Below are 15,604 nucleotides of genomic sequence, written 5' to 3'. Positions count from 1 at the left end.
AACGCTTACGTGCAGCTCCCCGACGCTTATCGCAGCTTATCGCGCCCTTCTTCGCCTGTCCGTGCCAAGGCATCCACCGTGCGCCCTACTTTCGCTTGACCGGATATGCTTGTATCCCCACCCGCGCCTAAACGGGGAGGGACTCATCCGGTCCACCGAACCAACACACTTGCTTGGTGCTCTCGAGCTTCGCTTCGAGCAAGATCTTCACGATCCGCTCGGCTTCGCTACCCAACCCACTACCCAAGTTTTCAAAAATTCGTGCGCGGCCTTTTTTCGCCGCGAGCCATCTAACTTACACGCTTTGGTCGCGGTTGTCAACGGGGTCGGTCGCCCGACTTTCGTTCCCGTCTCCCCAGCGCCGTTGCCGGTGCCGTCCGCGAAGGGCTCCGAGTATAATCGCCAAAGCCGCTCCTGTCAACGGGTTACGATTTCAGGAGCTTGATCTCTTCTCGAACGATGGTTCGGTCCTCCGCATCGTCAACTTCGTCATCGGGCCAGAGAAGCCGGGTGCCCGCCGCCCAGCAGGCGATGGCGACAAATCCCACGAATTGCCCAATGGGCCGCAGGGGCCGGTAGTCGGCGAAGACGCGGCGCACGCCCTCTGCCGCGTCGCCCAGGCCGAAGGCCGTCCCCGGCTGCGGACCGAGGCGGCCCCAAAGGACGGGGATCACCGAGAACTTCAACACCGCCAGCAGCAGGGCCAGGCTGGCGAGGGTAAAGACGAGCCTCCGACGCGAGCCGCCAGAGAACGCACCCCACGCCGTCACCGCCACGCCCGCGACCACCATCCACTCGATCATCCCCGGCGGCGGAAGGAGCAGCTCCAGCACCTGGGCGCTCGCCAGCGTTCCGTACACCACGGCGATCCACCCCACGGCGTCCTCCGGCGCGTGCCAGCCGCGACGGAAGACGAGGAGGTACGAGAGCAGGAGCGCGAACACGCCTTCCACCATCCCGAAGGCGCGGTACTCCACCCCCTCGGGGACGAGGGCGACCCCTGCCAGCGCCGCGGAGGCGAGAAAAGCGAGGGACGCGGCGACCGCGCGCTGTGCGATCGTCATCGGCGGGGGAGCCATTCCAGGGGACCCGTGCGCAATTGCCGCTCGATCCGCGCGTTCAGCTCGTCCGCACGCTGTCGGGTGGGGGGCGACACCGGGGCCGCGCGGACGCGCTGGGCGATGGCGAGCGCGTCCGTGAGCATCTGGTCGTTGTCTCCCCGGTACCAGGGTGTGGCGCCACCCGCCAGCATCAGCCCCGCGCGGTCCAGCGCGATCCCCGCCCAGAACTCCGTCGCCTCGGCCACGCGCGCCGTGTCGTCCGCCGCGCGGTTGCGCGCCTCCAGCGCTTCCTCCTCGGCTTCGGCGTAGCGGGCGATGGCGGCTGCGGTATCCCCCGCCGCGGCGGCGTCCAGCGCGGCCTTCACCCGCTCCCGCGCGCGGGAGATGCGCGGCGTGTAGGCGTCGGGCGCGAGGGCCACCCAGGCGCGCCCCCCAACCTCGGCGGCGGACTGCGGCTTTCCGCTGTAGAGGTGGACCGTGAGGATGGTGAGGACGGCCAGCACGACGAGGCCGGGGATTACTCCCGGGTCGCGGATGCCTCGGGACGGGCGTGGATCGGGCACGGCGCTGCGCGGGCCGGGGTTCGGCGGCCTGGACGGGCCGCCGGTGAGGATCAATCGTGCGGAACGGCGTCCAGCAATCCGCGGACCTCTTCGGCGTCGATGTAGAAGTCGCCCAGGCGGTTGCGGTGCGGCCCGTGCCAGTCGGACCCGCCCGTGGCCCACAGCCCCAGCTCACGCGCCACGGCGCGGTAGCGCTTGGCATCGTTGGCCGGCGTGTTGGGGCGGAAGCACTCGATGCCCGCCAGGCCGTACTCCGCGAAGTTGTGGATTTCGCGCTCGAAGATCACCGGGTCGGGGTGCGCCCAGACGGCGTATCCCCCGGAGGCGCGGATCATCTCGATGGCGTCGCGGACGGGCGGCAGCAGCGTCATCACGAACGCCGATCCCGCATCCCCCAGGTAGCGGTCGAACGCCTCGTGCATGGACCTTACCGCGCCGCGTGCCACCAGCGCGCGCGCCACGTGCGGCCGCCCGATGGCGCGCGCATCCGTCCCGGCGGCGCGCATCACGTCCTCGTAATCCACCGTGACCCCCATCCCCTGCAGCCGGCGCACCATCTCGCGGGCGCGCTCCTGCCTGCGGCCCAGCGCGCCATGCTCGTGGGCCAGGAGGGGCGCGGCGTCGGGTGCCACGTGGTAGCCCAGGATGTGGATTTCGTCCTCGCCCTGGCGGCTGCTCACCTCCACACCCGTCACCACGCGAACGGGCCCGCCCCGCGCCGCCTCCAGCGCCTCGGCCAAGCCGCCGATGGTGTCGTGGTCGGTGATCGCGATGACGTCCAGCCGCGCGGCGACGGCCGCGTTCACCACCTCGGCGGGGGACAGCTCACCGTCGGAGGCGCGGGTGTGGATGTGAAGGTCTGCGCGCTTCATGAGTTCCAGATGTGGGAAGCGCGCCGTCCGGCGGACGGCGCGCGATAACGGACGCGAGTGCTACCGACGGAAGGCCACACCCAGGCCCCAGTTGGCGCCGTCGCCCAGGTTGGCGCCGAGGCGCAGCGACACGCCCGAGGCGAAGTCCAGGTCCAGCCCCACGTCGGCCAGCACGTCGATGTTGAAGTCGTTCTCGCCGGGGGAGTCATCGTCGACGAAGCCGTTGGCGATGGCGAGACGGGGGTGAATGTAGGGGGTGATGGTCATGCCGGGCACGGGCAGCGCCTGGCCCGCGGTGAAGCCCACCTGCCCGCCGATGTAGGTTGCGTCTCCCACGACCGCCTGCCCACCGACGGTGAACGCCAGGCCGATGGGCGCACCCGCCAGCACCACGGGATTGCGCATGTCCAGGCCCACGGTGAGCGAGCCGTCGCCGGAGTCCACGTACCCCGCGTGAAGGCCCACGTTGGACCCGCCGCGCGACTGGCGGCGCCAGATCCCCTCCACGCCCAGCCCGCCACCCCAGTCGCTCACGTACGCGCCGAAGTCGTTGGACGGGACGTGCGAAAGGAAGGTAGGCGTGAACACCTGCGCCTCTGCCTCGGCGGCGAACACGGCGCTCAGGGCGAGGGAGGCGGCAATCAGCTTGTGCTTCATCGGTTGAGCTCTGGTTTTTTGGTCTGTATGGACAACACTACGATGCCCGCCGGTTGTGTAGGCCAGCGGGCGTCGCGAGTTCCCGGGCGGGGTTCAAGTTCCGGACCATATGGGGCTTCAGTGCGTCTTTCTGGCGCGCGAGGGCGGGCCGAAAGGATGGTGCGCGGCCTCGGCTCCGCGGGGGCCCTCACCCGGCCGCGCTGACACGCGTGCCACCCTCTCCCACAAACAGCGTGGGCGAGGGGGTACACCCCAGTGCGGATGCACATCCAAGCCCTTGGTGCACCAGGACCTGTCATCCTGAGGCCCAGGCGCGCCGTACCTGCCCGTACATCGTGCCTCGCGGGCCGAAGGATCTAGCCGCGGCCACGTACAAGCCAGGGCGCGGCAGCGGTCACGAAAGCCGAGGCCTCCCAGGAGCGGGTGAACCCGACGCGGGGACAGCGCCGTACCTTCCCGCGCGCGATCGAATTCTCCCCTCTCCCGCTTGCGGGAGAGGGGCCGGGGGAGAGGGCAGCCAAGGCATGCACGGCCGCCTGTCGAGACGCCACGACCGCTACCCGGGCCCGCACCCGGCCATCGGAAGCACGCTCAAGCCTGCAGTGTACCCCCTTCTCCCACGCTGTTTGTGGGAGAGGGTGGACGAGCCTAAGCGAGGACGGGTGAGGGCCCCACGGCAGCCGAGGCCTCGGATACGGTGACCGCTGCCGCGCCCAGGCTGATACGCATCCGCGGCTAGATCCTTCGGCCCGCGAAGTCGATACTGCGGGCCAGTGCCACGCGCCTGGGCCTCAGGATGACAGGCTTGCGAGCGTGGGCTGGAACCGTGCGCCGGACTGGCTCCCTTCCCCCGCGCAGTTTGCGGGGGAAGGGCTGGGGATGGGGGGCGCCCTGGACCGCACCGGGCCTGATCGAGATGCGTCCGACCTCTCCCCTCTCCGCACAGCAGTACCGTGCGGGGAGGGGCCGAGGGAGGGGCACCCTCCAACGAAGCCGGCCCCCGCTGCCCAAAAGCAGCGGAGGCCGGCTTCATCCATCCTGATCGACGATCTCAGGCGGGCGTCGCGCGCTCACTGAGGACCGTCACCTCGTCGTCGGCCACCTGCAGGAATCCGCCAGCCACCATGAACCGGCGCTCGTCCCCGCCGGTGGTCACGCGCAGCTCGCCCTCACCCAGCAGCGCCATCAGCGGGGCGTGGCCGCGCAGGATGCCCAGCTTGCCGTTGAAGGCCGGCGCCACCACCGAGTCGGCCGTGCCCTGGAACACCGTCTGCTCGGGCGAGAGCACGGTGACGCGCAGCGCCCCCGCGCCCGTGCCCGCAGCCGCCGCGGGGGCCGCCATCAGCCGCCCGCCTCGAGCTTGCGGGCCTTTTCGATCACGCCCTCGATGCCGCCCACCATGTAGAAGGCCTGCTCGGGAAGGTGGTCGAACTCGCCGTTCACCACGCGCTCGAACGACTCGATGGTGTCTTCCAGCTTCACGTACGCGCCCGGCGTGCCCGTGAACTGCTCGGCCACGTGGAAGGGCTGCGAAAGGAAGCGCTGGATGCGGCGGGCGCGGCCCACCGTGACCTTGTCCTCTTCCGACAGCTCGTCCATGCCCAGGATGGCGATGATCTCCTGCAGCTCCTTGTAGCGCTGAAGGATCCGCTGCACGCTCGTCGCCACGGCGTAGTGCCGCTGCCCGATGTACTGCGGGTCCACGATGCGCGACGTGGAGTCGAGCGGGTCCACCGCGGGGTAGATGCCGATTTCCGTGAGCGCGCGGCTGAGCACCGTCGTGGCGTCGAGGTGCGCGAACGCCGTCGCGGGCGCCGGGTCCGTCAGGTCGTCGGCGGGCACGTAGATGGCCTGCACCGAGGTGATGGAGCCGTCGCGCGTGGAGGTGATGCGCTCCTGCAGGCCGCCCATCTCCGTGGCCAGCGTGGGCTGGTAGCCCACGGCCGAGGGCATGCGGCCCAGCAGCGCCGACACCTCGGAGCCCGCCTGGGTGAAGCGGAAGATGTTGTCAACGAAGAAGAGCACGTCCTGCTTTTCCATGTCGCGGAAGTACTCCGCCACCGTCAGCCCGGCCAGGGCCACGCGAAGGCGCGCGCCCGGCGGCTCGTTCATCTGCCCGTAGACGAGGGCCACCGAGCTCTCGGCCAGGTTGTCGTCCTTGATCAGCTCCGCCTCGCGGAACTCCAGCCACAGGTCGGTGCCCTCGCGGGTGCGCTCGCCCACGCCGGCGAACACCGAGCGGCCGCCGTGCCCCATGGCGATGTTGTGGATGAGCTCCTGGATGACCACCGTCTTGCCCACGCCGGCGCCGCCGAAGAGGCCGATCTTGCCGCCCTTCACGTACGGGGTGAGCAGGTCCACCACCTTGATGCCCGTTTCAAGCACCTCGGTCTTGGCCTCGAGGTTCACGAACAGCGGGGCGTTGCGGTGGATGGGCCAGCGCTCGGCCGAGGCCGGGATCTCGCCGCGCTCGTCCACAGGCTCGCCCAGCACGTTCATGATGCGGCCCAGGGCGTTGGTGCCCACGGGGATGCTGATGCTGCCCCCGGTGTCGACCACGTCCATGCCGCGGACGACGCCGTCCGTGGCTTCCATGGCCACGGCGCGCACCTGGTTGCGCCCGATGTGCTGCTGCACCTCGAGGGTGATGTTCACCGCGGCGCGGCCGTCCGCCGCCGGGGCGCGGACCACCAGGGCGTTGTAGATCTCGGGAAGGTGGCCCGAGAACTCGGCGTCGATGACGGGGCCGATGACCTGGACCACGCGGCCCACCTGCTGGGTGGGCGCGGGCACTGTGGCCCGCTCGGGGGCAATCGCTGCCATGTATGCTTTCTCCTCGCTCGTGGGATCTCGCGTGTTATTCCAGCGCCGCCGCACCGCCGACGATCTCGGCGATTTCCTGCGTGATGGCCGCCTGCCGCACGCGGTTGTACGTCCGCGTGAGCGTTTCCAGGATGTCGCCCGCGTTGTCGGTGGCGTTCTTCATGGCCGTGCGGCGCGCGCCGTGCTCGGCGGCGGCCGTTTCCACCAGCGCGCGGTACACGCTGTTGCGCACGTACAGCGGCAGGATGCGCCCCAGGATCTCGTCGCCCGAGGGCTCCAGGATGTAGTCGGCGTCGCCGCCCTGCCCGCCCTCCGGCGGCGCCACCGGCAGAAGCTGCATGGTGGTGGGCGGCGTGCTGAGCGCCGAGTTGAACTTGGCGTACACCACGTACACCGCGTCCAGCTCGCCGGCGATGAACTGCTCCATCAGCCCGTCCACCAGCCGCTGCGCGTCGGCGGCGCCCGGGCGGTCGCTGATGTCGGCCGCCGCCGTGCGCAGGGTTTCGCCCTGGTAGCGGAAGAAGCCGATGCCCTTCTTCCCCGCCGCGTGAAGCTCGACCTCGGCACCCTCGGAGCGAAGGCGCGCCAGCAGGCCGCGGGTTTCGCGGATCAGGTTGGCGTTGAAGGCGCCCGCCAGGCCGCGGTTGCTCGTCAGCAGCAGCACGGCGGCGCGCCGCACCCGCTCCGGCTGGCGCAGCAGGGGGTAGCGGGCCGCCAGCTCCGGCGTCAGCAGCCGGCCGATGACCCCCGCCAGCCGCTCGGCGTAGGGCCGCGCCGCCTCGACGCGGTCCTGCGCGCGCTTCAGCTTGGACGTGGAAACCATCTCCATCGTCCGCGTGATCTTGCGCGTGTTCTGGACCGAGCGGATCCGGCCCTTCAGTTCTCTGGCCTTGGCCATGTTTCAGCGGTGAAAGAGTACCTCGTGCCTCGTGCCCAGTGCCAGGTGTCCGGACCGAAGCCCCTGGGCACCTGGCACTGGGTACCTGGTACTGCCGTTCCTCAGTACGACTGCCGGGCCGAAACGGCGTTCGCCTCGGGGCGCGACGCCATGCGCAGCTGCTCTTCCGACATGTGCCGGTCGGCGTCCGTTTCCGTGAGGATGGCGCTGTCGGCGTAGTTGTCGGTGCCCACCGGCGAGTGCGGGTCGGCGAACAGCTCGGCGTAGCGCTCCAGCGCCGCCTTCAGCGCCGTCTCGCCGTCCGCGGTCAGCTCGCGCGCCGTGCGGATGCCGTCCAGGATCTGCGGGTGCTGCGTGCGCAGGTACACGTGGAAGTCGCGCTCCCACGCCTTCACCTGCGGCAGGTCGACGTTGTCGAGGTAGCCGTTGGTCAGCGCGTAGATGATGGCGACCTGGTTCTCCACCGGCATCGGCTGGTACTGGCCCTGCTTGAGCACCTCGACCGAGCGGGCGCCGCGCGCCAGCTGGCGCTGCGTCACCGCGTCGAGCTCCGAGCCGAAGGCGGCGAACGCCTCGAGCTCACGGTACTGCGCCAGCTCGCCCTTGAGCTTGCCGGCCACCTTCTTCATGGCCTTGATCTGCGCCGCGCCGCCCACGCGCGACACCGAGATGCCCACGTTCACCGCCGGGCGCACGCCCGAGTAGAACAGGTTGCTTTCCAGGAAGATCTGGCCGTCCGTGATCGAGATCACGTTGGTCGGAATGTACGCCGACACGTCGCCGGCCTGCGTCTCGATGATGGGCAGCGCGGTCAGCGAGCCACCGCCCTCGGCGTCGCTCAGCTTGGCCGCGCGCTCCAGCAGGCGGCTGTGCAGGTAGAACACGTCGCCCGGGTACGCCTCGCGCCCCGGGGGGCGGCGCAGCACCAGCGACATCTGCCGGTACGCCACGGCCTGCTTGGAAAGGTCGTCGTACACGCAGAGGGTGGGCATGCCCTTGCCCTCTTCGTTCTTGGTGTACATGAAGTACTCGGCCAGCGCGGTGCCGGCGTACGGCGCGATGTACTGCATGGGCGCCGGGTCCGACGCCGTGGCCGCCACCACGATGGTGTACTCCATGGCGCCGGCGTTCGACAGGCGGCTGACCACGCCCGCCACCGTCGAGGCCTTCTGGCCGATGGCGACGTACACGCAGACGACGCCCTGGCCCTTCTGGTTGATGATGGTGTCGATGGCGATGGCCGTCTTGCCCGTGCCGCGGTCGCCGATGATCAGCTCGCGCTGGCCGCGCCCGATGGGGATCAGCGCGTCGATGGCCTTGACGCCCGTCTGCATGGGCTCGCCCACCGGCTTCCGCAGCACGATGCCGGGGGCCACGATGTCCACCTGGCGGCGGGTGACGCCCTTGATGGGGCCCTTGCCGTCGATCGGCTCGCCCAGCGGGTTCACCACGCGGCCCAGGAACTCGGGGCCCACGGGGATGTCGAGCACGCGGCCCGTGCGGCGTGCCTGGTCGCCCTCGTGAAGCTGCGTCCAGTCGCCCAGGATCACCGCGCCGATGTTGTCTTCTTCCAGGTTCAGCGCCAGCGCGGTCACCGATTCGCCCGACTCCGAGCTGGTGATCTCGAGCATCTCGCTGGCCATGGTGCCCATCAGGCCGTAGACGCGCGCGATGCCGTCCTTCACCTCGAGCACCGAGCCCACCTGCTCCGCCTGGAGCGCGTCCTCGTACTGCTCGATTTCGCCGAGCAGCACGTTCTTGATCTCGCTTGCGCGAAGCTGGGATTCGACCGTCGCCATCGTTGCTATCCTCGTTGAGCGGTCCGGCGTAAGCCGGAGCGGCCGTTAAGTCCTTCAGTCGTTTCTTGTTGCGTCCTGTAACCCGAACCCGTCCGTCCGTTCGCCGCGTGGGCGCCCGTCAGACGGCGGCCGGCGCCGCGCTGGGCGGCAGCTGGGCCGCCATCATCGCCCGGCGCAGCCGCGCGGCGCTGGACCGTACCGAGCCATCCAGGATCTCGTCACCCACCTGCACCACCATGCCGCCCAGCAGCTCGGGATCCACCGTGAAGGTGGGGATCACCGTGCGGCCCAGGCGAAGCGCGAGCGCGTTGCCGATCTCGGCCTGCAGGGCCTCGTCGGGAAAGTGGCTGATGGCCACCTGCACCCGCACCCGGCCCATGCGCTCGTCCACAAGGCCGCGGAAGGCCTCGGCGATCTCCGGCAGCAGCGTCTGGCGCCGCTTGTCGACCAGCACGCTCACGAAGCGCAGGAACAGCTCGGGGGCGCGGCCGGCCAGCGCGGCGCGCAGCGCCCGCTTCTTTTCGGCGGCCGGCACGCGGGGCGTTTCCAGGAACTGGCGCACGCGCGGGTCCGACTGCACCAGCCCGGCCACCTCGTCGAGCGCCGCCGCGAACTGGTCCATGGCGGCCGGGCCGCCGTTGCGGTCGGCCAGGTCCAGCAGCGTTTCGGCGTAGTTGCGGGCGATCAGCTCGGAGCGCACGGCTCAGGCCTCCGCGCGGGCGCCCACGCCGGCCAGGTACTCGCGCACCAGGCGGCGGTTGTCCTCGGCGTCCAGCGAGCGGCGCACCAGCTTTTCGGCGGCGCGGATGGCCAGGGCCACGGCCTCGCGGCGCACCGACTCCAGCGCGCCCTCGCGCTCGGCGGCGATGTCGCGGCGGGCGCGCTCCATCATCTCCTGCTGCTCGCGGCGCGAGGTGGCCAGCACCTCGGCGCGCATGGCCTCGCCCTGCAGGCGGGCCTCGTTGATGGCCTCGTGGGCCTTGGCGCGCGTTTCCTCCAGCAGACGCCGGTTCTCCTCGGCGGCGGCGGCGGCGGCGGCGCGGTCGCGCTCGGCGCCTTCCAGCAGCTCGCGGATGTGGGTCTCGCGCTGCTCCACCGCGCCCAGGATGGTGGGCCACGCGGTGCGCGACAGCACGGCCAGGACGATCCCGAAGATCAGGAAGGTCCAGATGATCAGTGCGACGTTGATGTCCAGCGGTCCGCCGCCCTCGGCGGCGTACAGCGGGGTCGCCTGGAGCAGTGCAAGGCCGGCGAGGGCCCACGGCTTGAGAGTCATGGCGTCTGCGAAGCGTTTCAGTCTGTCGAAATGCAAGGCGGGAGGGGAGGACGGGCCTCCCCTCCACACGGGCGTTCCAGCTTAGCCGAGCGCGTTGCCGACCGTGGTGTTGATCAGCAGGCAGACGATCAGCGCAAAGAAGGTGGCGCCTTCGATCAGCGCCGCCAGGATGATGCCGGCCGTCTGGATGTTGCCGGCGATCTCCGGCTGGCGGGCCATGCCCTCGGTGGCGCCGCGGCCGATGAGGCCGATGCCCAGCCCGGCGCCGATGATGGCGAGGCCGGCACCCAGGCCGGCGCCCATCAGGCCATTCGCGAGCGATCCGATTTCAGCCTGCATGTCAGTATCTCCGTAACGTGTGAGAATCAGTCGGTTCTGGGCCTCTGCTCGGCGGCGCGTGCCGCGGCGCCTGGTCGGCGCCTCCCCGGGCTGCCCCTGGTCCCGGGTACTGTACGACGGGGGTCGAGCCCTTCCCCGCCGGCATGAGATTCAGGCTCTCACGCGGGCCCAAGCTTTCTAGTGCCTAGTGCATAGTGCCTAGTGCCAACTTGGTACTTGGCACTCGGTACTTGGTACTTCCGTTACTCAGTGAGCGTGTCGCATCAGGCCGATGAACACGCTGCTCAGCACCACGAACACGTAGGCCTGCAGGAACGCCACGAACAGTTCCAGGAACATCAGCCCGGTGGCCATCACGAAGGGCCCGGCCATCAGCGCGCCGCCGAACATCAGCGCCATGCTGAACAGCGACAGCAGCACGATGTGGCCGGCCATCATGTTGGCCATCAGACGCACCGACAGCGCGAACGGCTTGGCGAACTTCCCCATCAGCTCCACCGGCGTCATGATCACGGCCATCACCGGCACCAGCGCCTTGGGCAGCCCGTGCGGAATGAAGACGATGGTCTGCAGGTAGCCCTTGGGCCCCAGCGTAATCATGCCCGTGACTTCGACCACCACGAAGGTGATCAGCGCCAGGCCGATGGTGACGGCGAAGTTGGCCGTGGCCGTGGCGCCGAACGGCAGCAGCCCCAACAGGTTGCAGAACAGGATGAAGAAGAACAGGGTGATCAGGAACCCCGCGAACTTTTCGCCCCCGTGCCCGATGTTGGGCATCACCACTTCCTGCCGGATGAACAGCGCCGCCGCCTCGATGGCGTTGTGCCGCTTCTTCGCGTGCCCGTGCCCCGCCTGCCGGCGCGCCGCGGCGCGGCCGGCCGGGATGAACACGGCCAGCATGATCAGGCCGGCGAGCACCATGAACACCACGTGGCGCGTGGGCGTCATGTCCAGCGGGCCCACCTGCCAGCTGTGCGCGGCGGGCAGGTGGATCTCGCCGAACGGCTGGAAGTCCAGCGTACGACCGTCCTGCACGTGGTGCATGGCGTCGAATTCGCCGTGCCCTCCGGCGGTCTCCCCATGCTCCCCCTCGGCCGCGGCGTGCCCCGGCCCGTCGCCGGTCGCCGCCTGGTGGACGGCCTCGGCGGCCTGGGGAGGCGTCGCGGACGGTACCTCCGGGCCCTCGATGGTGCCATGGCCCGCCTGCGCCACCGCGGGAGCGGCGGCGAAGAGCAGCGCGAGCAGGGCGGCGTTGAGCTTCATCCTTGCGTCGGGTTCGACGTGCGAGTCTTCAGGAACAGCGGCTCCATGATCGTCGTCAGCCAGAATACGCCAACGAGCGAGAACAGCGTCGCCGCGAGCGGCAGCCCGGCGGCCGGGACGATCACGAACGCCGCGAGGGCGAACATCGCCAGCCGCACCAGCAGCCCAAGCCCGTAGCCGTGCCACGCACGGCCCGGGTACAGCCAGACGAAAAAGGCCCAGAACACCGCCACCTGCACCAGCAGCGCCATGCCGGCACCGGCCAGCACCCCGTCGCGGTACGCCGGGGCCATCAGCACGCCGGCCACCGCCACGAGGGCGGCGAGCGCGAAGGCGATGGCGGAGTAGCGAAGTCCCAGCCTGGTCACTTTCGATCCATCGTTTCCCGGTCATTCTGCTTCGGCGCCACCACCAGCCTCCGGTACATGGACCAGAAGCCCGCCGCGCCGCCGATGAACGCACCCAGGATCAGCAGCCAGGGCGAGGTGTCCAGCCTGCGGTCGGCCCACATCCCCAGGAACAGGAAGAGCGCGACCGACGCGGCGAACCCCAGCCCCACCCCCGCCAGGTCGCCCGCCCCCGGACCCTTCCCATCCCGCGGATTCGCTGGCATCCAGGCCCTTTCGGCTGCTCCCGGGGGGTGTCGTCGGGGCCCAATATAGGAGCTTGTGAAATTTTTCGCAAGCACGAATGGCCGGGCTTGTGAAATTTTTCCCAAGGGCGGTCCGGCGCCTCGAAACGCTTGCTTGACGCCCCTGTCCGGTGGCGTCTATTTTGCCGTCGGAAGCACGCCGCCGGGCACGTTCTCCCGCGGCCCGGCGCACCGTCCGCGCCTTCACGGTCCCGTACCCGACCCCCGATGCCCGCCGTCCTGCTGATCGCCCTTGCCCTGGCGCTGGCCGCCTGCACCCCGCCGTCCGCCGAGGTTCCCGGGCCGCTCCCCGGCGCCGGGGATGCCGCGTCGCCCCTGATCGCCTCGCTGAGCGTGCAGCCCGGGGCGGACAGCGTGCGGCTGACCCTGCAGGTGACCAACGCGGGCACCACGCCGGTGACGCTGTCGTTCAGCTCCGGGCAATCGTACGAATTCGCCGTGCGCGGCGGGGGCACGACCCTGTGGACGTGGTCCGCCGACCGCACCTTCCTGCAGGCGCTGCGCTCCGAGACCCTGGCCGCGGGCGAGACGCGCACGTTTTCGGAAAGCTGGACGCCGCCCCGCGGCACCAGCGGCCCGCTGACCGCCGTGGCCACGCTGACCTCCACCAGCCACCGGGTGGAGCGCACGGCCGAGTTCCGGCTGCCGTGAGCGGGGCCGCGCGCCCGCGCACGTTCCATTCCCCCGCCGACGGCAACGCGCCGGATTCCGGGGCCGTGTTCCCGTTCCCCTCCGCCGCAGACGTTTTCGCTGCGGCGGGGCGGATTCGCGGGTTCGTGCGCCGCACGCCGCTGGAGCGCTCGGCGTGGCTGTCCGGAATCGCGCGGACGGACGTTCACCTGAAGCTCGAGAACCTGCAGCGGACGGGATCATTCAAGCTGCGCGGCGCGTACAACGCCATCGCCTCGCTCCCGCCCGCGCGGCGCGCGCGCGGGCTGGTCACCGCCTCGGCCGGCAATCACGGGCAGGGCGTGGCGCTGGCCGCGTCGCTCATCGGCATCCGCCCCGTCGTCTTCGTCCCCGCCGCCGCGCCCGAGACCAAGAAGCGGCGCATCGCCCGCTTCGGCGCCGACCTGCGCGAGGTGGAGGGCGGCTGGGACGAGACGGCCGCCGCGGCCGAGGAGCACGCGGCCGCCACCGGCGCCTGGTACGTGCACGCGTTCAGCGACCCCGCCGTGGTGGCGGGACAGGGCACCGTGGGGCTGGAGATCGTCGAAGACCTCCCCGGGGTGAAGACGATCATCGTCCCGGTCGGCGGCGGCGGGATGATCGGCGGCGTGGGGGTCTTCGCCCGTGCCGTCGGCGGAATCCGCGTGGTCGGCGTGCAGACGGACGAGACCACGGGAATGCACGCCTCGCTCGCCGCCGGGTCACTCGCCTCCCCCGCGTACGGGCCGACTCTCTGCGAGGGGCTTTCGGGCGACGTGGACGAGCGCAGCCTGGCCCTGGCGCGCGAGGTGGTCGACGACCTGGTGCTCGTCTCCGAGGCGTCGGTGCGCCGCGCCGTCCGCGCCCTGTACGTGGAAGAAGGGCTGGTGGCCGAGGGAAGCGCCGCGGTGGCCGCCGCCGCGCTGATGGAGGGCGCCGTCCCCGGGCTGGAGGGCCCCGTGGCCCTGGTGCTCACGGGCGGCAACCTCGACGCGCGGCGCCTGGCCGAGATCCTTTCCGACGACTCCTGATGGCCATCATCCTTCCCTTCGCCGGGATCTTTCCGCGCATCCACCCGACCGCCTTCGTGGCCCCCAACGCCACGGTGATCGGCAACGTCACCATTGGCGAAGAGGCCAGCGTGTGGTTCGGCGCGGTGATCCGCGGCGACGAGCCGGAGTTCGAGATCCGCGTGGGCGCGCGCACCAGCGTCCAGGACAACGTGGTCCTCCACGTCAGCCGGCAGGGCCCCACGCTGATCGGCGACGACGTCACCATCGGCCACGGGGCCGTCCTGGAAAGCTGCACGGTAGGCCGCGGCGCGCTGATCGGGATGAACGCCGTGGTGCTTCAGCGAGCCACGGTGGGCGACGAGGCGCTGATCGCGGCGGGCGCCGTGGTTTCCGCGGGCGGCACCATCCCCCCGCGCACCATGGCGGCGGGCTCGCCGGCGGTGGTGAAGAAGGAGCTGGAGGGGGCGTCGCTGCGGTGGGTGAGCAGCAGCGCCGCGCACTACGTGGAGCTGTCGCGCGGCTACCTGGCCGCGGGCGTGGGGCGGGTGCACCAGGCCGGGGAGACGGGAGAGAGCGGATGAGCGAGTTCAGGGCCCGCGACGAGGAACGAACGAGCGACAACCGGGGCTATGCCCGGCCCGCCGCCGCTGGGGCCGGTCCGTCCGGGGCACCGGTGGTGGACCCAGCCGGGGGCGCGGAGCGGATGGAGGCGCTGCTGCGCGACCTCTGCTCGCTGCCCGGGCCCACCGGCCAGGAAGAGGCGGTGACGGCGTGGGTGCGCCGCGAGTGGGAGGGCCGCGGCGAGGTGACGGCCACCCCCGTGGGCAACCTGCTCCTGCGCATTCCCGGCCCCGGCCCGCGCGTGCTGCTGGCCGCCCACGCCGACGAGCTGTCGCTGATCGTCCGCTCGGTGACGGCCGACGGCTTCCTTCGCGTGCTTCCGGGCGAGCGCGACACCTTCTCCTTTCCGTACTTCATCGGCCAGCGCTTCCAGCTGCTGGCGGACCACGGCCCCGTCACCGGCATCCTGGCGACGACCACGGGCCACGCGATGACGCCCGAGCAGCGCGAACGCACCGCAATGGGGTGGGACGACCTGTTCGTGGACGTGGGGATGACCGCCGCCGAGGTGGCCGAGGCCGGCATTCACGTCGGCACGCGGATGGTGTGGGACCCCGGGATCCAGAAGGTGGGCCGGCTGCTGGTGGGCAAGGCGATGGACGACCGGCTGGGAGTGGCCGTGCTGGTGGAGCTTTCGCGCCGGCTGGCGGAACGGGCGCCCCGCTTCGACGTGACGTTCGCGCTGACCGTGCAGGAAGAGATCGGGATGATCGGGGCCAGCAGCGTGGCGCGCGACGGGCGGGCGTTCGACATCGGCTTCATCATCGACAACGGGCTGGCCGGCGACATCCCCACGGTGCAGGACGAGCACGTTCCCGTTCGCCTGGGCGGGGGACCGGCGCTGGTGCACCGCGACTCGTCCGTCCACTACTCGCGCCGGCTGATCGCCCGGATGCACGCGGTGGCGGAATCGCACGGCATCCCCGTGCAGGACGTGGTGCTCTACCACTACTCGTCCGACGGCGCGCACCTGGTGCGGCAGGGGATGGAGACGCTGCTGGTGGCGCCGCCCATCCGCTACTCGCACTCGCCGTTCGAGGCCGTGGACCCACGCGACGTGGAGCACGCCGTCCGCCTGCTCGAGGCCTTTTTGACGGAGGCCGCGCCGGAGTGAGGGAC

General features: G+C 70.8%; 18 protein-coding genes and 1 rRNA gene. 4 read left to right on the top strand and 15 right to left on the bottom strand.

Going from position 1 to position 15,604, the window contains the following annotated elements; all coding sequences use genetic code 11:
* From VF632_RS05535 to VF632_RS05465, 15 genes are all read right to left on the bottom strand, one after another.
* Nucleotides 1-101, bottom strand: a 23S ribosomal RNA gene (locus VF632_RS05535); the annotation flags it as partial.
* Nucleotides 102-425: 324 nt separating this feature from the next.
* Nucleotides 426-1,064 (bottom strand): hypothetical protein, encoded by a 639-nt coding sequence (locus VF632_RS05530; protein ID WP_331021863.1) that lies wholly within the window; start codon nt 1,062-1,064, stop codon nt 426-428.
* A complete protein-coding gene (locus VF632_RS05525) occupies nt 1,061-1,624 on the bottom strand; it encodes a hypothetical protein (RefSeq protein ID WP_331021862.1) in 564 nt (187 codons plus the stop codon). Before VF632_RS05525 ends, VF632_RS05530 begins: the two co-directional genes overlap by 4 nt.
* A gap of 50 nt (nt 1,625-1,674) precedes the next feature.
* Nucleotides 1,675-2,496 (bottom strand): PHP domain-containing protein, encoded by an 822-nt coding sequence (locus tag VF632_RS05520; RefSeq protein ID WP_331021861.1) that lies wholly within the window; start codon nt 2,494-2,496, stop codon nt 1,675-1,677.
* A 60-nt stretch (nt 2,497-2,556) separates the two neighbouring features.
* Nucleotides 2,557-3,153, bottom strand: a complete 597-nt coding sequence (locus VF632_RS05515) for a hypothetical protein (RefSeq protein ID WP_331021860.1) — start codon at nt 3,151-3,153, stop codon at nt 2,557-2,559.
* A gap of 1,051 nt (nt 3,154-4,204) precedes the next feature.
* Nucleotides 4,205-4,495 carry a F0F1 ATP synthase subunit epsilon gene (locus VF632_RS05510; protein ID WP_331021859.1) on the bottom strand — a complete coding sequence of 97 codons (291 nt, stop codon included), beginning with the start codon at nt 4,493-4,495 and terminating at the stop codon, nt 4,205-4,207.
* The gene (gene atpD / locus VF632_RS05505; RefSeq protein ID WP_331021858.1) at nt 4,495-5,976 is read right to left on the bottom strand and encodes a F0F1 ATP synthase subunit beta; all 1,482 of its coding nucleotides are present in this window, start codon (nt 5,974-5,976) and stop codon (nt 4,495-4,497) included. The genes VF632_RS05510 and atpD overlap by 1 nt, the downstream gene beginning before the upstream one ends.
* A gap of 34 nt (nt 5,977-6,010) precedes the next feature.
* Nucleotides 6,011-6,874, bottom strand: coding sequence for an ATP synthase F1 subunit gamma (gene atpG, locus VF632_RS05500; protein WP_331021857.1), 864 nt, complete (start codon nt 6,872-6,874; stop codon nt 6,011-6,013).
* A gap of 101 nt (nt 6,875-6,975) precedes the next feature.
* A complete protein-coding gene (atpA, locus tag VF632_RS05495) occupies nt 6,976-8,673 on the bottom strand; it encodes a F0F1 ATP synthase subunit alpha (RefSeq protein WP_331021856.1) in 1,698 nt (565 codons plus the stop codon).
* A gap of 118 nt (nt 8,674-8,791) precedes the next feature.
* Complete coding sequence (gene atpH, locus VF632_RS05490) at nt 8,792-9,373, bottom strand: ATP synthase F1 subunit delta (RefSeq protein ID WP_331021855.1); 582 nt, start codon at nt 9,371-9,373, stop codon at nt 8,792-8,794.
* Nucleotides 9,374-9,376: 3 nt separating this feature from the next.
* On the bottom strand, nt 9,377-9,949 hold the full coding sequence (atpF, locus tag VF632_RS05485; protein ID WP_331021854.1) for a F0F1 ATP synthase subunit B: 573 nt from the start codon (nt 9,947-9,949) through the stop codon (nt 9,377-9,379).
* A gap of 81 nt (nt 9,950-10,030) precedes the next feature.
* On the bottom strand, nt 10,031-10,288 hold the full coding sequence (locus VF632_RS05480) for an ATP synthase F0 subunit C (RefSeq protein WP_331021853.1): 258 nt from the start codon (nt 10,286-10,288) through the stop codon (nt 10,031-10,033).
* A gap of 246 nt (nt 10,289-10,534) precedes the next feature.
* Nucleotides 10,535-11,551, bottom strand: coding sequence for a F0F1 ATP synthase subunit A (atpB, locus tag VF632_RS05475; RefSeq protein ID WP_331021852.1), 1,017 nt, complete (start codon nt 11,549-11,551; stop codon nt 10,535-10,537).
* Nucleotides 11,548-11,919, bottom strand: coding sequence for a hypothetical protein (locus tag VF632_RS05470; protein WP_331021851.1), 372 nt, complete (start codon nt 11,917-11,919; stop codon nt 11,548-11,550). The genes atpB and VF632_RS05470 overlap by 4 nt, the downstream gene beginning before the upstream one ends.
* On the bottom strand, nt 11,916-12,164 hold the full coding sequence (locus VF632_RS05465) for an AtpZ/AtpI family protein (RefSeq protein WP_331021850.1): 249 nt from the start codon (nt 12,162-12,164) through the stop codon (nt 11,916-11,918). The genes VF632_RS05470 and VF632_RS05465 overlap by 4 nt, the downstream gene beginning before the upstream one ends.
* A 246-nt stretch (nt 12,165-12,410) precedes the next feature.
* Here VF632_RS05465 and VF632_RS05460 point away from each other — a divergent pair, with 246 nt between their 5' ends.
* The 4 genes from VF632_RS05460 to VF632_RS05445 are packed head-to-tail and all read left to right on the top strand — an operon-like array spanning nt 12,411 to nt 15,599.
* Nucleotides 12,411-12,854 (top strand): BsuPI-related putative proteinase inhibitor, encoded by a 444-nt coding sequence (locus VF632_RS05460; protein ID WP_331021849.1) that lies wholly within the window; start codon nt 12,411-12,413, stop codon nt 12,852-12,854.
* Nucleotides 12,851-13,882 carry a threonine ammonia-lyase gene (locus tag VF632_RS05455; RefSeq protein ID WP_331021848.1) on the top strand — a complete coding sequence of 344 codons (1,032 nt, stop codon included), beginning with the start codon at nt 12,851-12,853 and terminating at the stop codon, nt 13,880-13,882. Before VF632_RS05460 ends, VF632_RS05455 begins: the two co-directional genes overlap by 4 nt.
* Complete coding sequence (locus tag VF632_RS05450) at nt 13,882-14,445, top strand: gamma carbonic anhydrase family protein (RefSeq protein ID WP_331021847.1); 564 nt, start codon at nt 13,882-13,884, stop codon at nt 14,443-14,445. The genes VF632_RS05455 and VF632_RS05450 overlap by 1 nt, the downstream gene beginning before the upstream one ends.
* Entirely contained in the window at nt 14,442-15,599 is a 1,158-nt protein-coding gene (locus tag VF632_RS05445; RefSeq protein WP_331021846.1) for a M42 family metallopeptidase, read from the top strand. Before VF632_RS05450 ends, VF632_RS05445 begins: the two co-directional genes overlap by 4 nt.
* Nucleotides 15,600-15,604: the final 5 nt, after the last annotated feature.

The organism is Longimicrobium sp., from assembly GCF_036388275.1.
Classification (GTDB): Bacteria; Gemmatimonadota; Gemmatimonadetes; order Longimicrobiales; family Longimicrobiaceae; genus Longimicrobium.
The sequence above is the reverse complement of the archived record's forward strand: the minus strand, read 5'-3'. Positions and strand labels throughout refer to the sequence as shown.

Excerpts from the sequence above, each read along its gene's own strand:
- VF632_RS05445 (WP_331021846.1), top strand. The coding sequence starts at position 14,442 with ATGAGCGAGTTCAGGGCCCGCGACGAGGAACGAACGAGCGACAACCGG.
- VF632_RS05520 (WP_331021861.1), bottom strand. The coding sequence starts at position 2,496 with ATGAAGCGCGCAGACCTTCACATCCACACCCGCGCCTCCGACGGTGAG.
- atpB (WP_331021852.1), bottom strand. The coding sequence starts at position 11,551 with ATGAAGCTCAACGCCGCCCTGCTCGCGCTGCTCTTCGCCGCCGCTCCC.
- VF632_RS05460 (WP_331021849.1), top strand. The coding sequence starts at position 12,411 with ATGCCCGCCGTCCTGCTGATCGCCCTTGCCCTGGCGCTGGCCGCCTGC.
- atpF (WP_331021854.1), bottom strand. The coding sequence starts at position 9,949 with ATGACTCTCAAGCCGTGGGCCCTCGCCGGCCTTGCACTGCTCCAGGCG.
- atpD (WP_331021858.1), bottom strand. The coding sequence starts at position 5,976 with ATGGCAGCGATTGCCCCCGAGCGGGCCACAGTGCCCGCGCCCACCCAG.
- VF632_RS05515 (WP_331021860.1), bottom strand. The coding sequence starts at position 3,153 with ATGAAGCACAAGCTGATTGCCGCCTCCCTCGCCCTGAGCGCCGTGTTC.
- VF632_RS05480 (WP_331021853.1), bottom strand. The coding sequence starts at position 10,288 with ATGCAGGCTGAAATCGGATCGCTCGCGAATGGCCTGATGGGCGCCGGC.
- atpG (WP_331021857.1), bottom strand. The coding sequence starts at position 6,874 with ATGGCCAAGGCCAGAGAACTGAAGGGCCGGATCCGCTCGGTCCAGAAC.
- VF632_RS05450 (WP_331021847.1), top strand. The coding sequence starts at position 13,882 with ATGGCCATCATCCTTCCCTTCGCCGGGATCTTTCCGCGCATCCACCCG.
- atpA (WP_331021856.1), bottom strand. The coding sequence starts at position 8,673 with ATGGCGACGGTCGAATCCCAGCTTCGCGCAAGCGAGATCAAGAACGTG.
- VF632_RS05465 (WP_331021850.1), bottom strand. The coding sequence starts at position 12,164 with ATGCCAGCGAATCCGCGGGATGGGAAGGGTCCGGGGGCGGGCGACCTG.
- VF632_RS05530 (WP_331021863.1), bottom strand. The coding sequence starts at position 1,064 with ATGACGATCGCACAGCGCGCGGTCGCCGCGTCCCTCGCTTTTCTCGCC.
- VF632_RS05510 (WP_331021859.1), bottom strand. The coding sequence starts at position 4,495 with ATGGCGGCCCCCGCGGCGGCTGCGGGCACGGGCGCGGGGGCGCTGCGC.